Below are 23,476 nucleotides of genomic sequence, written 5' to 3' on the forward strand. Positions count from 1 at the left end.
TCTCACTTAAATAAATGTTTTAATTCTCTTTCATAAATAGCTAAATTTACTGGGTTGTAAGGGTCTAATGAATCTAAATAATCACTTGCTTTTTGCATATATTCATCATAATTTTTATCATGATTTTCTATCGCATAAATTAATTTTTTTGCACCATCAAAAGCATCAAATTGATCATAGTAATACCCAATGCCTTTTGGAAGCAGGGTAGAATTATGTACTAACGGATATCCTCCATAAAGTGCTTCATTATAAGCATAGTTCAATCCATTCTCCCATTGCGTGCTGAGGACAATATCCGTATAAATAGATAAGAAATCTGTCATTCTAAAGCGATTTTCTACGCTCATGACTCCATCTTTTACTAGCTCTGTTCTGCCAATAAAGTTATGGAAAGTATTATGTTCTCTTTTCTCATAGGTATTACACATATAGACGTGTTCAATCAGATCTGGTCTTTCTCTATATGCTTGCTCAGCAATTAAAATATCAATAAAACTATTTTTAAAAATAGAAATATTGGGTTCGAACGAGGATATTCTACGCTTATGGCTATGTTTATTTATATTACTTAAATAACCAAAAGATAAATCAGGACGTTGAGCAATTGCAGCTTGGCAAAATAAAGGTTCCCAAATAAAAGGAATTTTAACAGATGGACAATCATGCATAATTGAAAAATAAGCCGAATTCGTATTCATATTTTGTGGAATAATCCAATTAGCATCAATTTTTGCACCATTGAATTGATGTATAGGAGATTTATCATGTATGGTTGATTCTATATCATAGATATAATCATTTCCCATTTTATAAACAACCGTTTTTCCTCCTCTTTGATGAATTCGATTAGCATAATCAGGTTCAATAGTTAACGTACCTTCAATTAAGACATCCAAGTCATCAATAACATCATAAACATAAGCAAAAGATAAATTAAAATCATCAAGCATAAAACCTTTATCAGGTACAGTGATTTTATTCGGCCCATCACTCACTAAAACAACAGACTCAACACAATCTAAACTTTTTAATAATTTATAGAGAAATATGACATTCTGTCCTGCGCCATTTGCCCAAATATCTCTTATTTTCCCTTCTAAATTGAATGTAATACCGATCTTATACTTTCTCATTTTTTTACTCTTTTATTCAAATAAACGCTTTAATTCAAGTTCATAAACCGCTAAATTTATAGGGTTATGTGGGTGTAAGGAATCTAAATATTCATTTGCACGTTGAACATAAGCATCGTGATATTTATCATGATTTTCAATCACATCAATTAATACTCTTGCTCCTTCAAATGCATCAAATTGATTGTAATAATATCCTACGCCTTTAGGTAATAATTTAGAATTGTGAATAAACGGATAGCCTCCGTAAAGTGCATCATTGTAAGCATAATTTAGCCCATTTTCCCATTGAGTACTTAATACAATATCAGTATATTCTGATAAAAACAAAGGCATTGCAAATCGTTTTTCGACACTCATCACTCCATCTCGGACCAAATGTGTTCTTCCAATAAAATTGAAAAAAGTAGGGTGATCTTTAATGTCATATGTATTGCACATATAAACATGCTCAATAAGATCAGGTTTTTCTCTGTATGCTTGTTCCGCAATTAAAATATCAGTAAAACTATTTTTAAAAATAGATATATTAGGTTCAAAAGAAGATATTCGACGAGATTTTTTAGACTTATCTAAATTATTTATATAACCAAATGGTCGATCTAATTCAGCAATTCCTTTATCACAAAAAACTGAAGACCAAATAAACGGGATTTGTCGAGATGGACAACGATGCATAATTGAAAAGTACGCCGAATTAGTATTCATATTCTGTGGAATAATCCAATTCGCATCAAACTTAGTACCATTAAATATTCTTGTTGCTGATTTATTATGTATTACAGCTTCAATATCATAAATATAATCATTTCCCATTTTATAGCAGATTACCTTCCCATTATTTTTATGGAGGATATCAGCCTGAGCTGGCTCTATAGTTAAAGTGCCTTCAATCAAAAGATCTAAATCTTCGATAATATCATTAATATGTGAAAATTTAAGGTTTAAATTATCCAACATAAAATTTTTATCTGGAGTAGTAATGCCTTCTGGTCCCCAGCAAACAAAAGTTACGTTTTCTACAATATCTAAAGCTTCAAATAATTGATATAAAAAAACTAGATTTTGACTAACTCCATTAGACCAAATATCTCTAATTTGGCTTTCTAAATTAAACGTAATACCTACGTTGTATTTTTTAGACATATTTTATTCTCAATATTCATATAGTAAAAGAGCGGTTATTTTATCAAATAAATGACAAAAATACCGCTCTTTTTCAGTTAATCAACTAATTCAGATTAACTATTTAGTTATTACCATTGGTAACCAATACCAGCACCGAATGTGTAATCACGTTGGGTACTTGCTCCTGCACTCATCTTAATAATAACTCGGTTATTATCGCTTGCTCTAGAGTAACCTATTGCTACAGCACTTTGACCTTTATAGTTACCAGCGCCTACAGCAACCATATTTGCTCCAGGGATTGTAACTTGAGGAATATTCGCTACCGCTACCGCATTAGCAATACCGCTACGAAGTTTCTTATCAAGTTTACCAAGTTTATTATTGATACGATTTTCTACCGTATTGACTTGACCCACATTAGCCACATCAGTTGGGTTCACACCTGGCGCCACATTTGTTATACGGCGTTCATTACCTTGTGAACCTACAGACACAGTATTTGCTTCAGTTGCTGTAGAGCCTGTACCAATTGCTACAGAATTTTCAGCAGTTGCTTTCGCACCTTGACCAATTGCTGTTGCTCCTTTCGCAGTTGCTTCGGATCCTTGACCTATTGCAGTTGTATTTTCTGCGGTTGCTTTAGCTGAACCACCAATTGCAGTTGCATTTGAACCGCTAGAGTAGGTTGCTCCATTTCCGAGTTTGGTATTTTGACCACTCACTTCTAAGCCTGAGTTAGTAACAGCATTCGCGGCCGCAGTTGCTTTAGATTCCGCTGCTACGGCTTTGCTGTCTGCAGTTGACGCTGCAGTTGACGCTGCGACGGCTTTACTGTCAGCTGTAGATGCTGCAGTTGACGCTGCGACCGCTTTGCTGTCTGCAGTAGATGCGGCAGTAGAAGCTACAGTTGCTTTGCTATTAGCAGTAGATGCTGCTGTAGACGCTGCTACCGCTTTGCTATCCGCAGTAGATGCTGCAGTAGAAGCTACAGTTGCTTTGCTCTCTGCAGTAGATGCTAAGGTATTTAATTCTGTAGCAACATAGTAAAGTTGTGAACCGTTGATTGCATCGGTAGATGTTGCAGATATATTACCCGCTCCCACATTTTGGATTTGACGTTTAACTGCTGCACTACCAACAGAAACAACTCCACCAATATCTCCACTTGCTTTTGCTTTTTGGAAGTTAGATGAAATATCTTTACCGTTAATAGTTAAAGTAGAAATCTCATTAACTGCAGAGGTTGTGGATGAATCACCAATTGCCACATCTCCAGTTGCCGTATTGGCTGTTGCACCACGACCTAACGCTAATGTTCTGTCTAGTGCTGCATTGGCTCCTGCACCAACGGCTGTTGCGTTAACACCTGAAGCAGCAGAACCATGACCAACGCTTGTTGCATTTAGAGCAGATGCATTTACATCACCGCCAATTGCCACCGTCCAGTCTCCAGTCGCGTTTGCTTGATAACCTAGTGCTAGAGAAGCTAAATTTGTTGCATTTGCTCTTTGACCGAATGCAGCAGAACTTCCTCCTGCAGCATTTGCTCCTGCACCTATAGCAGCAGAACTTGAACCACTAGCATTTGCAGAACCAACTGTAATGGAATTAGCGCCAGAAGCATTACCATAAGAACCAACAGCTGTTGCACTTATTCCAGTAGCTGTAACGTTATAACCTAAAGCTGCAGTTGCACTTCCTGAAGTAACGGTGTTTTGACCGATAGAGATTGAACTTGCTCCAGATGCGTTTGCATTTTTACCAATAGCGGTTGCTGATGTAGAGGTGGCAATTGAACCTAAACCAATTACAACAGAATCTGTTGCCGCCCCTACAGTTTTCGCATCACGACCAATTACGGTTGCATTATTTGTATTGGCAGCTGCATTTTGACCAATTGCGATTGCTCCCGGATTATTGGCCGTTACAGTAGCCTCATCACCAATTGCGATTGAACTTGCTCCAGCGGCAGTTGCATTAGGGCCTAATGCAATAGAATTAGCACCTGTCGCATTAGCAGCAGCATTTAATGCCCCAAGGTTACCTGTTTTACTTGAATTGACATGTAGGTAGCTATTGCTCACTGCAGTTACTGCATTATTTGCTGCTGTTTTAGCATCATTTGCCACAGTATTTAATGCGGTTGCCACATAATAAAGTTGTGAGCCATTGATCGCATCGCTTGAAGTTTCGGTGATCGCACCTGCACCAACATTTTGGATTTGACGTTTAACCCTTGCGCTACCTACAGAAAGCACGCCATTGTTTGTTCCTTGAACAACGTTTTCAGCAACATTTTGACCATTTAAAGTAAATGAATTACCGGCATTTTGTGCTGCTGTTGCTGCATCTTGACCTAATGCAATGTCGCCTGCTGCGGTATTAGCCGTTGCATTATTACCTAATGCCAATGAACCTACTTGTCCAGCTGTAGTCGTATGACCAATCGCTGTTGCATTCACGGCTGTTGCATTAGCATTGTTACCCATTGCAACCGCGAAGTCTGCAGTAGCTCTTGAATCAGGACCGACTGCTGCCGTCCAAATTCCAGTGGCTTGTGCTTGGAAACCTACTGCGGTAGCTGCTTCTTTAGTTGCATTTGCATTGTTACCAAATGCAGAAGCTTTTGCTCCTGTCGCTTTTGCATCAGGACCTGCTGCAACAGACCAGTCTCCAGTTGATTGTGATCTATAACCTAAAGCCGTACCGGATACACCTGTTGCATTCGCTTCTTGTCCTAAAGCAACAGTACTATTACTTGTAGATTTTGCTAACTTACCGATCGCAACAGCACTTGCGCCACTAGCTGTCGAAGTTAAACCTACAGCAACTGAGTCAGTTCCGTTTGCAGTGGTGTCACGACCAATGGCTGTTGCATTGTTATTGGATGCATTTGCGTTTTGGCCAACGGCAAGACTGCCTTGAGCTGAAGTCGCTTTTGCTTCATCACCAATTGCGATGCCACTTGTAGAAGAAGCGGTTGCATTCGGACCAACTGCCACAGAGTTTGAACCCGTTGCACCACTCTCTGCATTGCCTTTATTGCCCGTTTTAGTTGATTTAACGTGAACGTAGTCAGTATCACCAATTTTAGTCGATAACCAATAAAGTTGCGCACCATTTACTGCATCAGTTGAAGTTGCTGACACATCACCCGCTGCAACATTTTTGATTTGGCGTCTTACTGTTGCGCTACCCACAGAAACTACACCGTTACTGGTGGTTTTAACCGAGTTAGCGTAACGTGCTGTTAAATTATCGCCTGTTACTGTCCAGTTTGATAAGTTCGTTGTTGCGCCTTCTGTGCTTGAGTCCGCACCTAATGCGACATCACTACTATTTGTTGCTTTTGCTCCCGAACCAATCGCGGTTGCTTTTTCAGCGGATGCAGTGATATCACTACCTACAGCAACGACATTTTTAGCTGTAACATTGATGTGTTGACCAACAGCCGTTGAGTTTGCAGTTTGGTCATTGCCGTTTCCTAACGTGATGTCAGAACCCAACGCCACAGCATAATGTCCTACATCGTCAGCTGATGTGATATTGCTACCCATTAATACGCTTTCTTTTGAGCCTTTCGCAGTAATATCTTGACCGACATAAACACTTTTTTTGTTGTCTACTGTTGCAGTGCTTGCTACGTTATCCTGATGATAAATTGATTCCTCGACCAAAGAATATATGGTCACCGTATCCGGTAATTCTCGAACCAACGGCAAAACCCGAATCGCCGGGTAAAAAACCACCGCCTGAAGCAGTTCGAGCTCGAACTTCAGCATTATGACCGATTACAGAACCACCAATTTCAGAATATACATTATTACCAATAGCAATTGGGGATGAGTTCGCAGTTACATTATTACCTATATAAATCCCTTCCGTTGATGGATTAGATACCACTATCTTATTACCAACGGTTGTTAAGTAACGGTTGTTATTTGTACCTGTATTACGGATACTGTTACGCGTACCAATAACTGTAGAAACATTACCCGCATGAAGTTCATTGCGTTCACCAAATACAGCAAACTCCATGCCTTTGGTAATATTATTTTCACGTCCCATTACCGTTGCAGCTGCAGGACTACCATAAGTCGCCGCATCATTGTTTGGATATAATTTATTATCACGCCCAACCACTACTGGCCAAGTTTTATCTGTAATACGCTCACCATATTGGTTATTCACCCCCCAAGTTGTTGAATAACCTTCACCGTAGGTGGAGCCTACAGTCGCTGCATTTGCAGGTAAAGAAACAGCACTTAATCCTAGAGCTAAGGATATTGCAGTCAATAATACGGATTTCTTAAAACCAACCGTACTCGCTATTTCAACACGATTATCTGCACTTGCCGTAGCTTTTCCTTGTGACTTAGCTAACTCAGATACAACTTCTAATCGTTGAGTTGTTTTATTCCAAATTATCTTAAAAATTTTGTTCATTAATTAGTTTCCTAAAATAATTGATAAAAAATAACAGCACACCATGTACTGTTATAGCTTACCTCTTAATTTCACGGAGAAATCAAAAAATAAGAACCCAATAATTCTAAAAGGGCGGTGCATTTTGCCACAAATTAGCCTATAAAAACACCATATTTTTGTAAAGTTATGTAAAGATTGGCGAGAGGGAGGGGGGGGGGAACTTTTTTGTTATAAGAGGAGACTATCCCGTAAGATAGTCTTTTATTTTAATGTCGGCACAAACTCTGAGAGCATTTTTATCTCTTCTTCACTCAATCTGCTTTTTACCATGTTGCCTGCACCTTGTATTTTTCCACTTTTACGATCGGAAAGTGCGGTGTAAATTTCCTCTGAATTTAGCGTATTGATAATTCTGGATTGTCCCAATGCGGGTTTTTCAGCAGATTTTCCATGGCAAGTGGCACAGGTTCGTTTATAAAAATTTTCAGCTTTTTCCATATTCACATTATTCACATTAGCCAATACAAGTTGGCTGGCAGTGAGTAAACTTAAAGAGAGTAGAGTAGTGTAAATTCTTTTCATGGGTTATCCTTTAAATAATTTAGTTAAATCGTCTTCGGGAATGGTGCCTTCATATTTAGCTTGAATGTTTCCTTCAGGGCTAATAACAAATGAAGTGGGCGTACCCATAAGCTGATAACGTTCTGCGGTAATTTTCATTTGATCTTTAATTACAGGCAAATGGAGCTCACGTTTCGCCACAACGGCTTTGGTGTCCATTTTATCGCCATCCACATTAATCGCAATGAGCGAAACTTTTCCAGGATTGTCTTCTGCGAGTTTTTCAAATTCTTTTAACTCTGCGATGCAACGTCCGCAAGTTTCAGACCAAAAAATAAGTAAGCGTGTGCCTTTCCAATTATCAAGGTTTGCAGGATTACCTTGAAGATCATAGGCGGCAATATCAGGTGCTTTTTGCCCTACTGAGGCAACTTCATCTTTACAAGAAACTGCGCCAAAAATAACCGCACTTATGGCAACTAATTTCAATAGTTTATTTGTTCGCATGATTTTCTTCCTTTACAAATTTTCCGTGATGTAAATAAATAACACGATCGGTGAGTTCACCTAACTCTGGATTATGCGTCACCATCACAATGGTGCGCCCTTGTTGATTGAGTTTTGTGAGCAAATCTAAAACTAAAGATTCATTTTGCTCATCTAAATTTCCCGTTGGTTCATCGGCAAAGATCACGGGCGGTTGATTCACTAACGCACGCGCAATGCAAACACGTTGTTGCTCGCCGCCTGAAAGTTGGCTAGGGCGGTGATCAATGCGATGGCCTAAGCCTACTTGTTCTAATACCGCTTTGGCGGAGGCTTCATCAATCACGCTGTGATAATGTTGTGCCAGCATAACGTTTTCAAGTGCGGTCAAATAAGGGATTAAATGGAATTGTTGAAATACCAAGCCGATTTTTTCTGCGCGGAAACGTTGGCGACCGACTTCATCTAATTGAGCAGCATCTACGCCATCTAAGATGACTTTACCTTCGCTAGCGGTATCTAAGCCCGTTAAAATATTCATCAGCGTGGTTTTGCCAGAGCCTGAAGCCCCCATAATCGCCACAAATTCCCCTTGTTTAATTTGAATATTAATGTCTTCCAGAGCGGTAACTTGCCCGAAGCGTTTATATAAATGTTGGGTTTCTATTACAAAATTGGTCATGGTTTTTCTCTTTTATTATCTAATTTCTTCATGAATTAAGACTGCCAAATCTCCCCCACCCCTCTTTGCTAAAGAGGGGAGTGGTTTTGTGGTTTAAATAAATTGCAGCAGGCTCATTTACTTTTATTATTCTCAACTAGCAAAGTTAAAGCTCAGAACTCAAAATTTCCTCAATTTCCCCCTCTTTAGCAAAGAGGGGTAGGGGAGATTTGGCAGAAGTAAAAACGAAGAAAATAATTTATAAGTGCTCCACTTTTACTCACCCTTCAACAACAAATGCCACTAATAACGAAAGTACAACCGTAATTGGTAGCATGGGTAATCGCATATCTAAATACGATTATTCCCTATATCCCCCTCTTTAACAAAGAGGGGTAGGGGAGATTTGGCAGAAGTAAAAACGAAGAACATAATTTATAAGCGTTTCAGTTTTACTCACCCTTCAACACATTCGCAACATTAATACTCAATGCTCGACGTGTTGGAATAATAACAGCCACAAATGCTACTAATAACGAAAGTACAACCGTAATTGGTAACACTGGTAATCGCATATCAATATAAGATTTGAATACAGTTATTCCCAATACTTGAGCTAATAAATACCCCAAGCCAAGTCCGATAATAATCGCACAAAACGCGATTATTAAAATTTCGGTGCTGATTTGGCGAATGATGTCAAATTTTTTTGCACCTAGTGATTTTTGTAAGGCAAATTCTTTGGAACGTTCGCCGACAATGGCAATTAAGGTGGTGTTCACACATAAGGTTGCAAGCACCAAAATCACAAGGGAAATTAAGCCCATTAAGCCTTTAATTTTTTCTAAAATTTGCCCTTCTGAAGCGGAAACTTTACGGATCGGGCGAGCGGTTAAATCGGGATATTGTTGCATGATTTTTTCGGCAAATTGATCCACTGTATTGGCGCCTTGCGCATTTTGCACATTGAGTAATGCGTTGTTTACTATGCCTTCTTTATCCAGCCAATTTTGTGCAAATTCAACATTTACAATAAGCATATTGTCAGTTGCATCACCGGCTTCTACAATTCCTTTAATGTTGAAACTATGTTTTTCTACGGCATTTTTAGACAGTTGTAGACTGTCTCCCACTTTCACATGTAATCGTTCAGCAAGGGTTTTCCCAATCATTGCATTGCGATCGTCAAAGTTTACGTTGATTGCTGATCCCGTAATTTGCCAGTAAGGGGCGAGGATTCGCATGGCATCAAAATTTACGCCCATCAGTACAATTTTTTCTAAATCACTGCGTGCGACGCCATAAAGATAAGGACTGGCAGCAGTGATAAAACCATCAGGTGATTTTTGTAAAATTGCGTTTAATTCTGCTTGATTCATCATTCCACCATCGGCTGAACCAATATAGAAATTTGCTCCGAAAGTACGCAGTTCTTGGCTCATTTTGGTGTTGATGTCGAAGTAAACCGCTGCCATTGCGGTGACGATACTTGCCCCCACTGTCAGTGCGGTGAAAATAATGAATACTCGTTGGAGGCGTAATCGCAATGCGCGGAAAATTAATCGCCAGAACATGCTTTGAGTTTTTGCGCTTTTATGCTCTGCCATAAAGTACCTCGACAGGGTAAAGTTTAGCGATTTTATGCGCTGGGAACCAAGTGCCAATCACAGCAATAAGAATGGAGAGTACGAGAACACAAGGTACGACGATCCAAGCGAAATCAAGAGGCGCACCGAATAATGCGGCACCGATAAATTTGGCTAATCCCCATCCTGCTAAACAGCCAAATATTCCGCCTACTAATGCACTTAATACTGCTTCACAGTAGAACAGTAAGGTAATTTGCCATTGATAAGCGCCTAGGGCTTTCATTAAGCCAATTTCTTTTGAGCGTTCGATAATGCCTGCGCTCATTAAGGAAGCGATACCCATTGCCGCAGCGATTAATGCCGCGAAAGTAACTACCGCCAATAAGAGTTGGATTTTACCAATGACGACACCTTCAGACGCGGCGACTTGCCAAATTGGGCGAACCATTGCGCCAGAAATTGCTTCTTCTAATTGATGGGAAATTGATGAAACATAAGCGGTGCAATACCAACGGTCGTAGGCTTCCGCATCTAAGGCATCAATATTGGCGCGCGCTTTACGGGAAAGATCGTTTTCTGGTACGGTGAGGGCTGATACGCGGACGGATTGCACTTTGCCTTCTAAACCCAGCAAATTTTGTACTGCACTTAGGGGCATAACAAGCTGATTATCTTCTGTTCCACCCGTACTTAAAATACCTTTAATTTCAACCGCACTTTGTTGGCTTTCGCCGTTATCGTTTGTGTAGCTTAAGCTAAGTTTATCGCCAATTTTCCAACCATTACTTTTGGCAAGTTGTTCGCCAGCAAGGGTTGGGACGATTTCGCCAAAGTCATTGTTTAGATCATCAACCCATTCCCCTTCTACTTTCCAATAAGGGCTAATGATTCGTTGTCCTGTGTGGTAATCCTCTTCATCTGGCACGGCAATATTATGATCAAAGAAGGTACCAAGAAGATTAATCGTTTTAGGTGCTGAAAGTGCGGTGGAATTTTGTGAAGATTTTGTCACTTGCACATTTGCTGAAAGCAACGGGGCAAAACCCACGATATTATTTCGCCAGAAAATATCTTTGATGTTGGGAAGTTCTTTTTCATCTAAAAAATCTTGGCTAGATAATGAAGCACTATGGCTGAGTTCATCAGGCAATGCCGTATTGCTGGCTGGCTCCACCAAAATATTGGCACCGTAAGATTTCAGTTCTTTCGCCATTTTGTCACCAATATCAATGGAAACTGCAAGCAGTGCAGAGACTAAGCCTGCAGCTAAGAAAATAGTGATAATGGCGAGCAATTTACGTTTGATACCAAATCGCCAAGATTGAAATAACATTCTAGCAAGCATTGTTATTCCCCTTTTGGATTTTCGTTTTTGTTAATGCCGAGATAGTTATCGGGATTATCGCGGAATAAATCGAGATTTTTTTCGTTCTCAAAGAAATAAGTATGCCCTTCGTGGCTATATTTATATTCAGTTTTAGTGTTTTTGAGTTTGGCGCCACTAATCGGATCTTGTACTTCAATTTCCACAATCGTACTGAATAGATTTAAACCATCTTCAAGGCTTTTACGAGAAATCACGATTTCATTTTCACTTTGTTGCCAATTTTCAAGAGGTACAGGGTTACAACCGCCTGGTTTACCGATAGATGGAATAAAGAGATGCACGCCACAACCAACGCAGACTACTTGATTACCTTGCATGACATAGCCTTGATCGCCACAGAGTAGGCAAGCATCGAATACTGCTGCCATACTGACTTTATTCGGTTGGCGATTGATAATGAAAAAGCGTACGGCTTTGCCATCATCAGCAATCCAAACAAAGCGGTGAAGTTTACCGTCTTTAAGTGGTTCTAGTGTTAAATGCACTTCATTTTTGTCATTAAGTTGTACAGGAACCGCTTCAGAAAGTTGTGGCGGTTGAGAGGCAACTTTTTCCCAATAAAGTTGGCTTGCTGCCACAAATAAAATACCGAATATGCCCCAGTAAATGGTGCGTTTTGATGTTTGCACGAAGGCTAATTTTTTACGTTTTTCAATAAGATCTTTTTCGGCTTTTGCTTCTCTTAAACGTTTTGAATGTGTTTGAATGGTAAAAATACACAAAATAACTGACATTAACGCAACACAAATGATATTGAGACAAGCGGAGATTTCCCCTGATTTTGCCACAAAACTTAACCGCACTTTGGTGAGTTCAATGAGCTGTAATTTCATTAAGGTAAGTAGCAGTTCTGCTACAAGCGGAAGAATTAAAGCGATAAAAAGTAAAAAGCTGAGTGCAAAAAGTGCGGTGGATTTACCTTGTGTTTTTTGTTGCTGTTTAAGTAAGAAATAGAGCCATGCACTTGAGGCTAAACTAAAGATTATGCCAAAAATGACCGCACTTATATTTAAAATAAAGTCAGTGTTGATGACATCTGTGTTGGTGAGGGCAGTGATGTTTGGATCTTTTGCCCAAGTTGCTCCCGCGATAAGCATTAATGCAAATTGCCAGAATGCGGCAAGGTTTGATGATTTGCTCCATTGGCTGATTGCAAAAAGTAAGAAGATAATTAAAAAGCCGATGGTTAGAATAAGGTTGGTGGTTTGTCCATTAGGAATATTGAGTCGTAGGACAACACCCAAAGCCAAGCCAATAAGGCTTAGCCAAATAAGCGTTTTAGGCGAAATGTTACCTTTTTTGATTGCCCAAGATGCACCGAGTAAAAGCGAAATTGGCAAAAGAGATTGCAGAACAAAAATGAAAAAATAAGTCATAGAAAGAGGATTTTTAAATGGTAGGGTGGGCTTTAGCCCACCGTTTTTTCATGTCTGATTGTTAATTGGTGGGCAGAAGCCCACCTTACAGCACTATTATTTTAAACCAGTAAATTTAAATTCATAATTTACATCAAATGGTTTCCACCAACGACCCACGCCAGTTTCTTCATCAGTGTGGCGGTGCATACCTGCTTTTGGTGGCGGATCGATATGGTAAGTTAATTTGTAGTTACCCACGCCCATCATTTTGATGTTTGCGCCATAGTGTGGGCCATCGCCAGCAACCATTGGCATGAAGGTACCTTCTTGTTTAGCACCAGTATCGGTATTGACTAAAGTATAGTTGATAGTTAAATAAGGCATCCATTCACCTTCACCAAAACCGTTTTTGTTACCTTTCACTGCGTGAATATCTGCTTCTAAGTGAATATCAGATTTTGCTGCAGGCAAGCCCATGCCGCGAGGTTCCATATCCACTGGTTTTAAGTAAACCGCTGCAATTTCCATGTCATTCATGGTAACCGCTTCACCGATTGGATATTCTTGGAATGCGTAAGCAGAAGTTGCTGCAAACATTCCTGCTAATAAACTTGCGCTAAGAAGTGCTTTTTTCATAGTTTCTCTCCTGAGATGAGTTTTGAGTTAATTTGAAACCGCTCTTTTGCTTTGATATTTCATAACAAACAAAGCAAAAATAGCAGCAAGAATTAAGATGGCTTGTGGCACAAGGGTTTCCACATAAGGATAAACACCTAACCACGAGATTTCTGGTACACCGTTAATTAATGTCGGTTCAAACAGTTTACCTTCAATAAGTTCAAGTACAGATTTGCCAGCGAACACAAATGCCATTAAATACATAAATGAACCGGTAAACATAAAGAATGGTTTTAATGGCAATTTAACCACGGTGTAACGCATCACAAAGTAACAAATCGCAAGTAAAATCACTCCGCAAATAAAGCCAGCAAAAAGATAGGCTAAACTGACCGCACTTTTCGCATCGCCAACTAGGGCATAATAGAACAATACGGTTTCTGCGCCTTCACGATATACCGCGAGGAAACTGGTAAGCCATAAGCCGAATAGCGAGCCTGCTGTTAATGCCGTTGATAGTTTGCCTTCGAGATAGCGTTTCCAGTTTTGTGCTTCGACTTTAGAAAGCAACCAGTAACTCATACTAAATAGCATAAAGACCGCGATAATCATTGTGAAACCTTCAAGCAATTCACGGTTTTGCCCTGAGTTTTCAAAAATAAGTTGAAAGATGAATGCGGTAACTACGCTTGCCCCTAACGCAATATAAACGGATTGGCGAATAACTGGCAATTTATCGTGATGATTGTTTTTAACCATATAAGCCACAATAGCGGCAACGATTAACAACGCTTCTAAGCCTTCACGTAAAATAATAAGCAAGCTATATAAGAACATAGACCAATCACTTTGTTCGCTACCTTGCAATATTTGAACGGCTTTCGCTAAGTTTTGGCTTAAACCTGCAGCTTGTTCTTGTAATTTGTCGCCATTTCCCGCTTTCATCAGGCTGACTAAACGAGTGAAATAACCTTCTAATTCTGCTTTAAAATTGCTATCGCGCGAGCCTACTTTGTTTTCCATGCCAGAACTTTCAAATACATCAAAGTAAGTGTCTTGTACTGCAAGCATGGCCTTTTTCGCATCGCCTTGTTCATAAAGTGCAATAGCTTGTTGAATGCGTTGGTTGATTTCAGTTGTAATTTTTGCCCAATCTTGATCTGCAACCTTATCTGAAGTTTGCGCTTGTGATTGTGTCGCTTGAGCGTTTTGCTCATCGCGAGTGGTTGGCAAATTAGGAAGTTGCTCTTCAATATCTTGCAAGAGTTGTGTGCTTTGGTAAGCAATTTCTGTCATTTGATCAGGCTGCTCACTCAAACGAATCAAATTATAGAATTGTTGATTGATCGCTGATGAAATTTCAGAAGAGCGGTTAGTTCTAACCGACATTTCCATTTCAGAATTTTTGTAGCCGTCGTATTGGGCTTGTTGGAATGATTTCTTAGCATTGGCAAAATCACCGTTTTCATAGGCGGTAATGGCTTGTGCAACGAGATCATCAATGGTTTTGAAACTTTGTTGCCAATAAGGCTTGATGGCTTGATTATCATAAACGCCGTGCTGACTATCAGCATTGAGTTGATGCCCTTCAACAAGAGAAGGTAAAACTTCTTGTAATTCATTTTTTAAACCGTTAATTTTGGCTTGAACCTCATTCATTGGTTTACCTTCGCCAATCATCTTGCGAATTTCACCAAAAGTGGCTTCCATTTGATAGCTTTTTTGCGCTGAAAAATTAATACGAATAGGACCTTCTAAATTTTCAAATACTTCAAAATAGGCCATTTGTACTTCGGTTTTGGCATCATCAATTTTGTTTTCTTTAAGAAGTTGTTCGGTGTGATTCAAGCGTTGAGTGATGTCATCTACCCATTTTTGATAGTTATCGGCAAAGGCTGTTTGAGAAAATAAAAATAGTAAAGATATGCTGATATAACGTAAAAGGTACGGCATAGAACTAATAACCTTATAAATGAAATCCATTCGTATTTGAAAGATATATCTAATGAGAAAAAATCTCAACAATAAATTTGAGTTTTTGCTACTTAGATCAAGTTTTATTTGAATATTTAAGATTTTTTAATGGCTGCATGTATAATGCAAGCGTTTTCCAATTGCCCTTTTAGGAGATTTTTATGACAGCACAAACTGGTATTTTGCTTGATGGTTGCAAAGCAGGCGTATTTTTAGAAGCAAATATCTCAGATTATTCTCAGATTCCAGCGGCGGCTCGCCAATTCCTTACTCGCTTAGAACAGCTTCAACAAACCTATCCCGATGCTCGTTTGGGGGCGGTAGTTGCTTTCGGCGATAAAGCTTGGAGAACCCTTGGAGGGCAGGACGCACCAGAACTTAAACCTTTTGTTACTTTAGGAAAAGGTGATTTAACTGCGCCAAGTACACAAACTGATCTTTTAGTGCATATTCAATCATTACGCCCTGATGTTAATTTTTCTGTGGCACAAGCTGCAGTGAATGCTTTTGCTCAAGCGATTGACGTTCAGCAAGAAATTCATGGTTTCCGTTGGGTGGAGGAACGAGATCTCACGGGTTTTATTGACGGAACTGAAAATCCAAAGGATGCACAACGAGCGGAAGTGGCATTAATTTCAAATGGTAATGATAAAGATGGGAGTTATGTGTTTACTCAACGTTATGAACATAATCTCGCTAAATGGGAAAAATTAAATACGGCAAAACAAGAAAATGTGTTCGGACGCACCAAAACGGATAGCGTAGAAATGGAAGATAAGGCCGATACTTCTCATGTTGGTCGTACAGATTTAAAAGAAAATGGCAAGGGTTTAAAAATCTTACGTCAAAGCTTACCTTATGGTACAGCGAGCGGTACGCACGGATTATTCTTTATTGCTTACTGCGCAACGCTTTATAACATTGAACAACAGTTGCTGAATATGTTTGGTGAAAAAGACGGAAAAACTGACCGCATTTTAGGTTTTACGAAGGCTGTAACGGGCGCTTATTATTACGCACCATCTATTGAGCAGTTGAATAAACTTTAATTTATGAGAAACCTAAATTAAAAAAATTTAGGTTTTTTTATGTTTCTTAACTTTTTCTTAAGATTTATTTGTTTTAATACACACATCCAAGCAATGGTGCTTGAAATTAACTGACTTAAAAAGGAAACGTTATGAAAAAATTTGCATTAGCAACAATCTTCGCATTAGCAACCACTTCAGCATTTGCTGGTTTTAATGGCAATAATAGTCAAGGTGGTTTTCAACAAGCAGCCCCTGCTGCAATTAGTGTAAAACAAGCTTTATCTGCAGCTGATAATTCAATGATTACTTTAGTAGGGAATATCACACAACAAATTGATAAGGATGAATTTTGGTTTACTGATGGAACAGGGCAAATCAAGATTGAAATTAAAAAACGCGTTTGGAATGGTTTAAACGTGGATTCAAAGGATAAAGTGAAAATTTATGGAAAATTGGATAATGAGGTATTTGAGAAAGCAGAACTTGATGTATTGCGTATCGAAAAAGCAGAATAATTATCTTTGAAGATAGCGAGCATTAGCTCGCTGTTTTTGTTTATAAAGTGCGGTCAATTTTTATGAGAATTTTATTGATAGAAGACGATAGTCTAATCGGCAATGGTTTACAGATTGGTTTAACTAAACTTGGTTTTATGGTGGATTGGTTTACGGATGGTAAAACAGGAATGGATGCCTTAACCTCTGCGCCTTATGATGCGGTGGTATTGGATTTGACATTGCCTAAACTTGATGGATTAGAGGTATTGCAACAATGGCGCTCCAAGCATCAAGATGTTCCCGTATTGATTTTGACTGCCCGTGATACCTTAGATGAACGTGTCAAAGGTTTACAAAGCGGTGCAGATGATTACCTTTGCAAGCCTTTTGCTTTGGCTGAAGTTGCGGCGCGCTTGCAAGCACTTATTCGTCGTCGTTATGGTCATCATCATTCGGTGATTGAGCACGCAGGCGTTAAACTCGATCCAAATCAGCGTTCTGTTTGGCTAAATAATCAACCTATTTCTTTAACAAGCCGTGAATACAAATTACTTGAATTATTTATGCTGAATAAAGATCGAGTACTGTCTCGCTCATCAATTGAAGAAAAATTATCAAGTTGGGATGAGGAAATTAGCAGCGGCGCATTGGATGTGCATATTTATAATTTACGCCAAAAATTGGGGAAACAATTTATTCGTACGGTACACGGTGTTGGGTATGCTTTGGGACAAATTGAAAAATGAAAAATAGAAGCCTTACATTGCGTCTTATTTCTGTGCTTTGTTTAACCGCACTTTTTGTTTGGCTTGGTTCTACGCTTGTTGCTTGGTGGCAAGTGCGCCACGATGTGAATAAAGTTTTTGATGCACAACAAGTTCTCTTTGCTGAACGGCTCGCAAATTCAGATTTAAGTACTATTTTGTTGGAATCTAGTACAACGCTAAATAAAAATTCACAGTCGGCATTAAAAAAAAGTTACGACGATGATGCCTTAGCCTTTGCTATTTTTTCTAAAACAGGGAAACTTTTATTCAGTGATGGACGAAATGGAAAAGATTTTATTTTTAATAATAAAACGGGTTTTCATAATTCTCATATTTATGATGATGACGATAACTGGCGAATTTTCTGGCGTACGGCAGCGAATGGGAAATTGATTATCGCAGTAGGGCAAGAGTTAGATTATCGTGAAGATTTAATTGAAGAAATGATCTTTGGGCAAATGTGGATTTGGTTTGCGAGTTTGCCTATTTTAATTATCGTTTTAGGATGGTTGATTTATAAAGAGTTGAGACCGATTAAACGTTTAAGTCAAGAAATACAAACGAGAAAATCTGGTGATGTATCATTGCTGAATCCAGAAGGTTTACCTGCTGAGATTTTACCCTTAGTAAAAAATTTAAATCAATTTTTTGACCGCACTTCGGCTATGCTACAACGCGAACGTCGTTTTACCTCTGATGCAGCCCATGAATTGCGTAGTCCATTGGCAGCACTGCGTATTCAAACTGAAGTTGCTCAACTGGCGGGTGATGATGTGGAATTACGAGAACAAGCACTTTTGCATTTAACACAAGGGATTGATCGTGCATCTCAGTTAATTGAGCAACTTTTGACCCTTTCAAAACTGGATAATTTACAAGAATTGGAAGAATTACAGTCTATTGATTGGGAAGGCATTATTCAATCGCTGATTGCTGAGCGTTATTTTGTGGCAGAAAAACGTAAAATTACCTTGGCTTTTGAGAAAGAATCTGAACCAAAGTCAAAACAAGGGCAACCAATTTTAGTTTCATTGATGCTTAGAAATTTATTAGATAATGCCATTAAATATTGTCCTGAAGACACAACCGTTTCAGTGAAAATCGCCTCTTCTCAGATTATTGTTGAAGATAATGGCGGTGGCGTTGAACCTGAAGATTTGAAAAAGCTTGGACAGCGTTTTTATCGTCCAGCTGGGCAAAATGAAAAGGGCAGTGGTTTAGGGCTTTCTATTGTTATGCGAATTGCGGAATTACATGGATTCAAAGTGCGGTTAGAAAATGTTATAAAAGAAGGGCAGCGAATTGGCTTAAGGGCACAAATATTTTTATAGATATTTCCTTTAAAAAAGAAAACCGAGCAAAAACTCGGTTTTTTCTTTTTTAGAATAGGTTGCTGATAAAAATGACTAAAATAATCACTGGCACAACGAATTTCACATAGTTAAACCAGATTTTAGTGAATGTTGAGTCAGGTGTTGGAGAAAGTTCTTTTTTCGCCTCATCTTTTAACACGAAACCAACGAAAATAGCACAACCAAGTGCGGTCAGCATAAAGAGAATATTTCCACTTGCATAATCATAGAAATCAAAAATGCTTTTGCCGAAAATGGTAACATCTTTCCATACATTATCCCCTAAAATTGCTGGAATATTACCCAAGATAAAAATCCCACCAAGGGTTAAGACAATCGCTTTGCCACGGCGCATTCTGAGCTTTTCTTGTAATGCCGTGATGATTACTTCATAAATTGTGATAGAAGTCGTTAGTGCGGCAATTAATAATAAGCCGAAGAAGATAATCGCAAAGAATTTACCTGCCCATAAGTGAGAAAATACGATAGGTAAACTTTGGAATACTAATGTTGGCCCTGCGTTTGGTTCAATTCCAAAAGTGAAAAGTGATGGGAAGATCATAAAGCCAGCAAGTACAGCAATAATTGTGTTGGTGAAACCTGTAATAACTGCAGTTTGTATTAAGTTTTCTTCTTTATTTAAGTAGCTTGAAAGGGTAATTAATACGCCAAAACCAAGACTCAATGCGAAGAATACTTGACCTAAAACGAAGATAAATAATTGTGGCGTAATTTTGCTGAAATCAGGTTTTAAATAGAATGTAATTCCTTCCATTGCGCCCGGTAATGTTACGTTACGAATTACCATTCCAATGAGGAAGATAAATAGTAATGGCATTAAATATTTTACTGAACGTTCAATCCCACCAATGATACCCTTTGCCAAGATAATGTAATTCACGACAACAAATAAGAAGGTGTACAACATAATTTCATAAGGGCTATTACCGATATGAAGATCGTAGAAATTTTTGGCAATGTCTTTTGTAATTGGGGTTGAAATGTCTAATGTACCGCTAATTAGGCTGATGATATAAGAAATAACCCAACCACCAAGCACCATATAATACGCCATAATGCCAAATGCGCCGAGTAAGCCCATATAACCTAATATTTTCCAATATTTAGAAATGCCTTTTCCTTTGTCGAGAATTTTATCGCCAAAGGCATCAATAGAGTTTACACGTAAGCGACGGCCGATCACGTTTTCAACGAGAATCATAGGAATACCGATTACGATCATTGCGATACAAAAGAGTAGAACGTAAGCACCGCCACCATTTTCCCCCACGAGATAAGGGAAACGCCAAGTTGCACCGAAACCGACAGTTGCGCCTGCGACCGTCATAACATAAGTGAGGCGGCTCGACCAAGTTTGTCGCTGTTTATTATTTGTTGTCATTTTTTATCCTATTTTTAATAAAAGTGCGGTAAATAATTAGGGTGTTTTACCGCAAAATTAAAACTCAACTTTTTCTTTATATTCACAAAGATCTTCAATAATGCATGAGCCACAACGAGGTTTACGTGCGATACAAGTGTAGCGCCCGTGTAAAATTAACCAATGGTGAACATCCACTTTAAATTCATCAGGTACGACTTTAAGCAGTTTTTCTTCCACTTTTACAACATCTTTACCTGGTGCAAAATTAGTTCGATTGCATACACGGAAAATATGGGTATCCACCGCAATGGTTGGATGACCAAATGCCGTATTTAGTACAACATTGGCTGTTTTTCTGCCCACACCTGCTAATGCTTCTAAGGCTTCACGATTTTCGGGCACTTCACCGTTGTGCTTTTCAATTAAATCGCGGCAGGTTTTGATAATATTTTCTGCTTTACTATTAAAAAGCCCGATAGTTTTTATATAGCTTTTTAAACCATCTAATCCCAAATCTAAAATCGCTTGAGGCGTATTTGCAACAGGGAATAGTTTTTCTGTCGCTTTATTCACGCCTTTATCGGTTGCTTGTGCCGATAGAATTACCGCAATTAATAATTCGAAGGGCGAATTATACTGTAATTCTGTAGTCGGGTGGGGATTTTGATCTCTTAATCGGGTTAATATTTCGATTCTTTTTAATTTATTCATCTTATTTATCAATTCGATTTTTTATTGCTAGGAGTAAGCCTAATCCTATAAATGCGCCTGGTGGCAGAATGAAAAGTAAAAAGCTACTGTCTGTATGGTAAATATGGAGCGTTAAAAATTTCGCTTGTTCGCCGAATAGATTTTCGATGCCATCAAAAACCGTACCTTGTCCAATGATTTCACGCAATGCGCCAAGTACTGTCAAGCTAAGCGCCATCCCTAATCCCATTGAAAACCCATCCCAAACGGAATGGAGTAAGCTGTTTTTTGAGGCGAATGCTTCTGCTCGACCAATCACAATACAGTTGGTAACGATGAGTGGAATAAAAATCCCAAGTGATTGATAAAGCGTATAAGTATAAGCATTCATTAAAAGTTGAACGACAGTTACTGTTGTCGCAATAATCATCACGTAGATTGGAATGCGGATTTCATTCGGAATATATTTACGGAAAAGTGAAATAACAGTATTTGTACAACTGAGCACAAGCATTGTCGCTAAACCTAAACCCAGTGCATTGGTGGCCGTGCTAGACACCGCTAAAAGCGGACAAAGCCCGAGAAGTTGGACAACCGCAGGATTATTTTTCCAAATTCCTTGAGCAAATATTTCTTTCCACATGGATTTTTGTTGATTTTCAACCGCACTTTCTGTTTGTTCTTCTTCAAGTGCGGTATTTTTTTCAGTTAAATCTGTCATATTATTTCACTTGTGTTGAAAGCTGTTGTAACAAGGCTTGATTATTTAGCATGATTAATGCTGAACGTTTAGTTTGATTCACCACTGCGCGAGGTGTAATGGTTGCACCAGAAAATTGATCAAATTTTCCACCATCTTTTTTTACTGCCCATTCGCTCAAATTATGCTCATTAATCGATTGATGAGTGAAATTTAAAATCCAGTTGGAAATACGGAGCTCAATTTTATCGCCTAAACCTGGGGTTTCATGGTGTTCAATGACTCGCACGCCTAGTACTTCACCTTTCGGATCTAATCCCACAAGCAAGCGAATATCACCAGAGTAACCATCCGGCGCAGTGGTTTCATAGGCATAGGCAGAAACATTTCCATCTTTTTTCGCAAAATAAATTTTCTGAATGCCCACCAAATTTTTATCTTGAGGAATGACCGCACTTTCTAGCAAATTATTATTGAAATAATCTTGTGGAATGACCTGTAAAAGCAATTCTCGTTGTTGTGCCGCCATCACCGCATCAATTTTATCTTTTGTTAGGAAAAAAATACCCGCAGAAATAGCTGTGCAGAGTAGGGCGACAAAGCCTAACAATATCCCGTAACGCGATGTGATTTTTACTGTGCCCATTATTTTTTTCCTTTTGTTGGATAACCAGATACTCGAGGACGTGTGTAATGATCGATAAGTGGAACGCAAATATTACTTAATAAAATTGCGAATGCTACACCATCTGGAAAGTTTCCGTGATAGCGAATGAGATAGACAAATAACCCCACTAATGCGCCAAAAATAATTTTTCCTCGTGGTGTAATAGAAGCTGTAACAGGATCAGTCGCAATAAAAAATGCGCCAAACATCATTGCACCACTCACGAGTTGGCTAATCGCACTTAAATGTGTGAAGCCAGTAAAAGCGGTCGCTGTGGCTAAACAGAAAAAGGTGACAAGCATCGCCACTGGAATTTGCCAGTGAATGACACGTTTTAAAATAAGGAAAATTCCGCCCGCTAAGAAAGCCACGTTGACTTGCCACCAGCCTTGAGCAAAGTCGGTTCCATTACCCATAAAAATCGGCAGTTTAATCAATTCATAAAAATCATTTAATTGAGTGTGACTTTTATAGAAGATCTTTGCGCTATCCAAAGGCGTTGCTTGGGTGATGCCATCTATGTTATGTGTGAGTTGTGAAAGCGTAAATCCATCAGTGGTTAAACTTGAAAATATTAATGAAAACGCATCTGAAAAAGTCGGTGGTTCCTGTAATAAATTAATTGGAGGCATCCAAGTTGTCATTTGTAACGGGAATGAAATTAGAAGAATTACATAGCCAATCATCGCTGGATTGAATGGATTTTGTCCTAAGCCACCATAAACCTGTTTACCTAATAAAACTGCACAAAGTGTTCCAATGATGATGATCCAATAAGGCGCATAAGGTGGAATAGCCATCGCCAAAATTAAAGCTGTCAGGGATACGCTGAAATCTGAAAGATAATTTAACGACTTTTTACCACGTAATTTTATTGCAATAAATTCCGCAATGATTGCTGTACCAATGGCTAATGCGGATTGAAGCACCACGCCAAACCCAAAATAATAAATTTGCGTCAAAAAAGCTGGCATCATTGCCAACATGACCCAAAGCATAATACGCGCTGTGAGTTTCCCCGAATGAGTATGAGGAGAGCTAACCATTTTAAACATTATT

General features: G+C 38.8%; 21 protein-coding genes. 4 read left to right on the forward strand and 17 right to left on the reverse strand.

Annotated elements, in window-relative coordinates:
- Positions 1-2: 2 nt before the first annotated feature.
- The 12 genes from DV417_RS06215 to DV417_RS06270 form a co-directional block, all read right to left on the reverse strand.
- Positions 3-1,136: a DUF2827 family protein gene (locus DV417_RS06215; protein ID WP_118879104.1), complete on the reverse strand. Its 1,134-nt coding sequence runs from the start codon at positions 1,134-1,136 to the stop codon at positions 3-5.
- Positions 1,137-1,148: 12 nt separating this feature from the next.
- Entirely contained in the window at positions 1,149-2,282 is a 1,134-nt protein-coding gene (locus DV417_RS06220) for a DUF2827 family protein (protein WP_118879105.1), read from the reverse strand.
- A gap of 110 nt (positions 2,283-2,392) precedes the next feature.
- A complete protein-coding gene (locus DV417_RS06225) occupies positions 2,393-5,959 on the reverse strand; it encodes a YadA-like family protein (protein WP_192878559.1) in 3,567 nt (1,188 codons plus the stop codon).
- The gene (locus tag DV417_RS06230; RefSeq protein ID WP_118879107.1) at positions 5,913-6,713 is read right to left on the reverse strand and encodes an ESPR domain-containing protein; all 801 of its coding nucleotides are present in this window, start codon (positions 6,711-6,713) and stop codon (positions 5,913-5,915) included. Before DV417_RS06230 ends, DV417_RS06225 begins: the two co-directional genes overlap by 47 nt.
- Before the next feature lie 243 nt (positions 6,714-6,956).
- Positions 6,957-7,277, reverse strand: coding sequence for a c-type cytochrome (locus DV417_RS06235; RefSeq protein WP_118879108.1), 321 nt, complete (start codon positions 7,275-7,277; stop codon positions 6,957-6,959).
- A 3-nt stretch (positions 7,278-7,280) separates the two neighbouring features.
- Entirely contained in the window at positions 7,281-7,763 is a 483-nt protein-coding gene (locus DV417_RS06240) for a TlpA family protein disulfide reductase (protein WP_118879109.1), read from the reverse strand.
- The gene (locus DV417_RS06245; protein WP_005636775.1) at positions 7,750-8,424 is read right to left on the reverse strand and encodes an ABC transporter ATP-binding protein; all 675 of its coding nucleotides are present in this window, start codon (positions 8,422-8,424) and stop codon (positions 7,750-7,752) included. Before DV417_RS06245 ends, DV417_RS06240 begins: the two co-directional genes overlap by 14 nt.
- A gap of 431 nt (positions 8,425-8,855) precedes the next feature.
- Complete coding sequence (locus DV417_RS06250; RefSeq protein WP_118879110.1) at positions 8,856-10,010, reverse strand: ABC transporter permease; 1,155 nt, start codon at positions 10,008-10,010, stop codon at positions 8,856-8,858.
- Complete coding sequence (locus DV417_RS06255) at positions 9,997-11,337, reverse strand: ABC transporter permease (protein ID WP_118879111.1); 1,341 nt, start codon at positions 11,335-11,337, stop codon at positions 9,997-9,999. The genes DV417_RS06250 and DV417_RS06255 overlap by 14 nt, the downstream gene beginning before the upstream one ends.
- A 2-nt stretch (positions 11,338-11,339) precedes the next feature.
- Positions 11,340-12,755 (reverse strand): Fe-S-containing protein, encoded by a 1,416-nt coding sequence (locus DV417_RS06260; protein ID WP_118788263.1) that lies wholly within the window; start codon positions 12,753-12,755, stop codon positions 11,340-11,342.
- 96 nt (positions 12,756-12,851) lie between these two features.
- On the reverse strand, positions 12,852-13,373 hold the full coding sequence (locus tag DV417_RS06265) for an iron transporter (RefSeq protein ID WP_005626197.1): 522 nt from the start codon (positions 13,371-13,373) through the stop codon (positions 12,852-12,854).
- Between the two features lie 27 nt (positions 13,374-13,400).
- Positions 13,401-15,308, reverse strand: coding sequence for an FTR1 family iron permease (locus DV417_RS06270; protein ID WP_420897218.1), 1,908 nt, complete (start codon positions 15,306-15,308; stop codon positions 13,401-13,403).
- Positions 15,309-15,490: 182 nt separating this feature from the next.
- Between DV417_RS06270 and DV417_RS06275 the strand changes: the two genes are divergently transcribed.
- The 4 genes from DV417_RS06275 to qseC all read left to right on the forward strand — a co-directional run bounded on the left by DV417_RS06275 (position 15,491) and on the right by qseC (position 18,955).
- On the forward strand, positions 15,491-16,378 hold the full coding sequence (locus tag DV417_RS06275) for a Dyp-type peroxidase (RefSeq protein ID WP_118776045.1): 888 nt from the start codon (positions 15,491-15,493) through the stop codon (positions 16,376-16,378).
- 131 nt (positions 16,379-16,509) lie between these two features.
- A complete protein-coding gene (locus DV417_RS06280) occupies positions 16,510-16,875 on the forward strand; it encodes a YgiW/YdeI family stress tolerance OB fold protein (protein ID WP_118776044.1) in 366 nt (121 codons plus the stop codon).
- Between the two features lie 62 nt (positions 16,876-16,937).
- Positions 16,938-17,603 (forward strand): response regulator, encoded by a 666-nt coding sequence (locus tag DV417_RS06285; RefSeq protein ID WP_118776043.1) that lies wholly within the window; start codon positions 16,938-16,940, stop codon positions 17,601-17,603.
- Positions 17,600-18,955, forward strand: coding sequence for a quorum sensing histidine kinase QseC (qseC, locus tag DV417_RS06290; protein WP_118879113.1), 1,356 nt, complete (start codon positions 17,600-17,602; stop codon positions 18,953-18,955). The genes DV417_RS06285 and qseC overlap by 4 nt, the downstream gene beginning before the upstream one ends.
- 49 nt (positions 18,956-19,004) lie before the next feature.
- Here the strand turns inward: qseC and DV417_RS06295 are convergent, their stop codons facing one another.
- Genes DV417_RS06295 through rsxD form a run of 5 tightly spaced genes read right to left on the reverse strand, consistent with a single transcriptional unit; the run spans position 19,005 to position 23,472 of the window.
- The gene (locus tag DV417_RS06295) at positions 19,005-20,378 is read right to left on the reverse strand and encodes a sodium-dependent transporter (protein ID WP_118879114.1); all 1,374 of its coding nucleotides are present in this window, start codon (positions 20,376-20,378) and stop codon (positions 19,005-19,007) included.
- Positions 20,379-20,435: 57 nt separating this feature from the next.
- On the reverse strand, positions 20,436-21,071 hold the full coding sequence (gene nth / locus DV417_RS06300; protein ID WP_118788270.1) for an endonuclease III: 636 nt from the start codon (positions 21,069-21,071) through the stop codon (positions 20,436-20,438).
- Between the two features lies 1 nt (position 21,072).
- Complete coding sequence (locus DV417_RS06305) at positions 21,073-21,771, reverse strand: electron transport complex subunit E (RefSeq protein WP_118879115.1); 699 nt, start codon at positions 21,769-21,771, stop codon at positions 21,073-21,075.
- 1 nt (position 21,772) lies between these two features.
- Positions 21,773-22,396, reverse strand: coding sequence for an electron transport complex subunit RsxG (rsxG, locus tag DV417_RS06310; RefSeq protein ID WP_065250463.1), 624 nt, complete (start codon positions 22,394-22,396; stop codon positions 21,773-21,775).
- Entirely contained in the window at positions 22,396-23,472 is a 1,077-nt protein-coding gene (gene rsxD / locus DV417_RS06315; protein WP_118879116.1) for an electron transport complex subunit RsxD, read from the reverse strand. Before rsxD ends, rsxG begins: the two co-directional genes overlap by 1 nt.
- Positions 23,473-23,476 lie beyond the last annotated feature (4 nt).

This window comes from Haemophilus haemolyticus (assembly GCF_003490935.1).
Classification (GTDB): domain Bacteria; phylum Pseudomonadota; class Gammaproteobacteria; order Enterobacterales; family Pasteurellaceae; genus Haemophilus; species Haemophilus haemolyticus_M.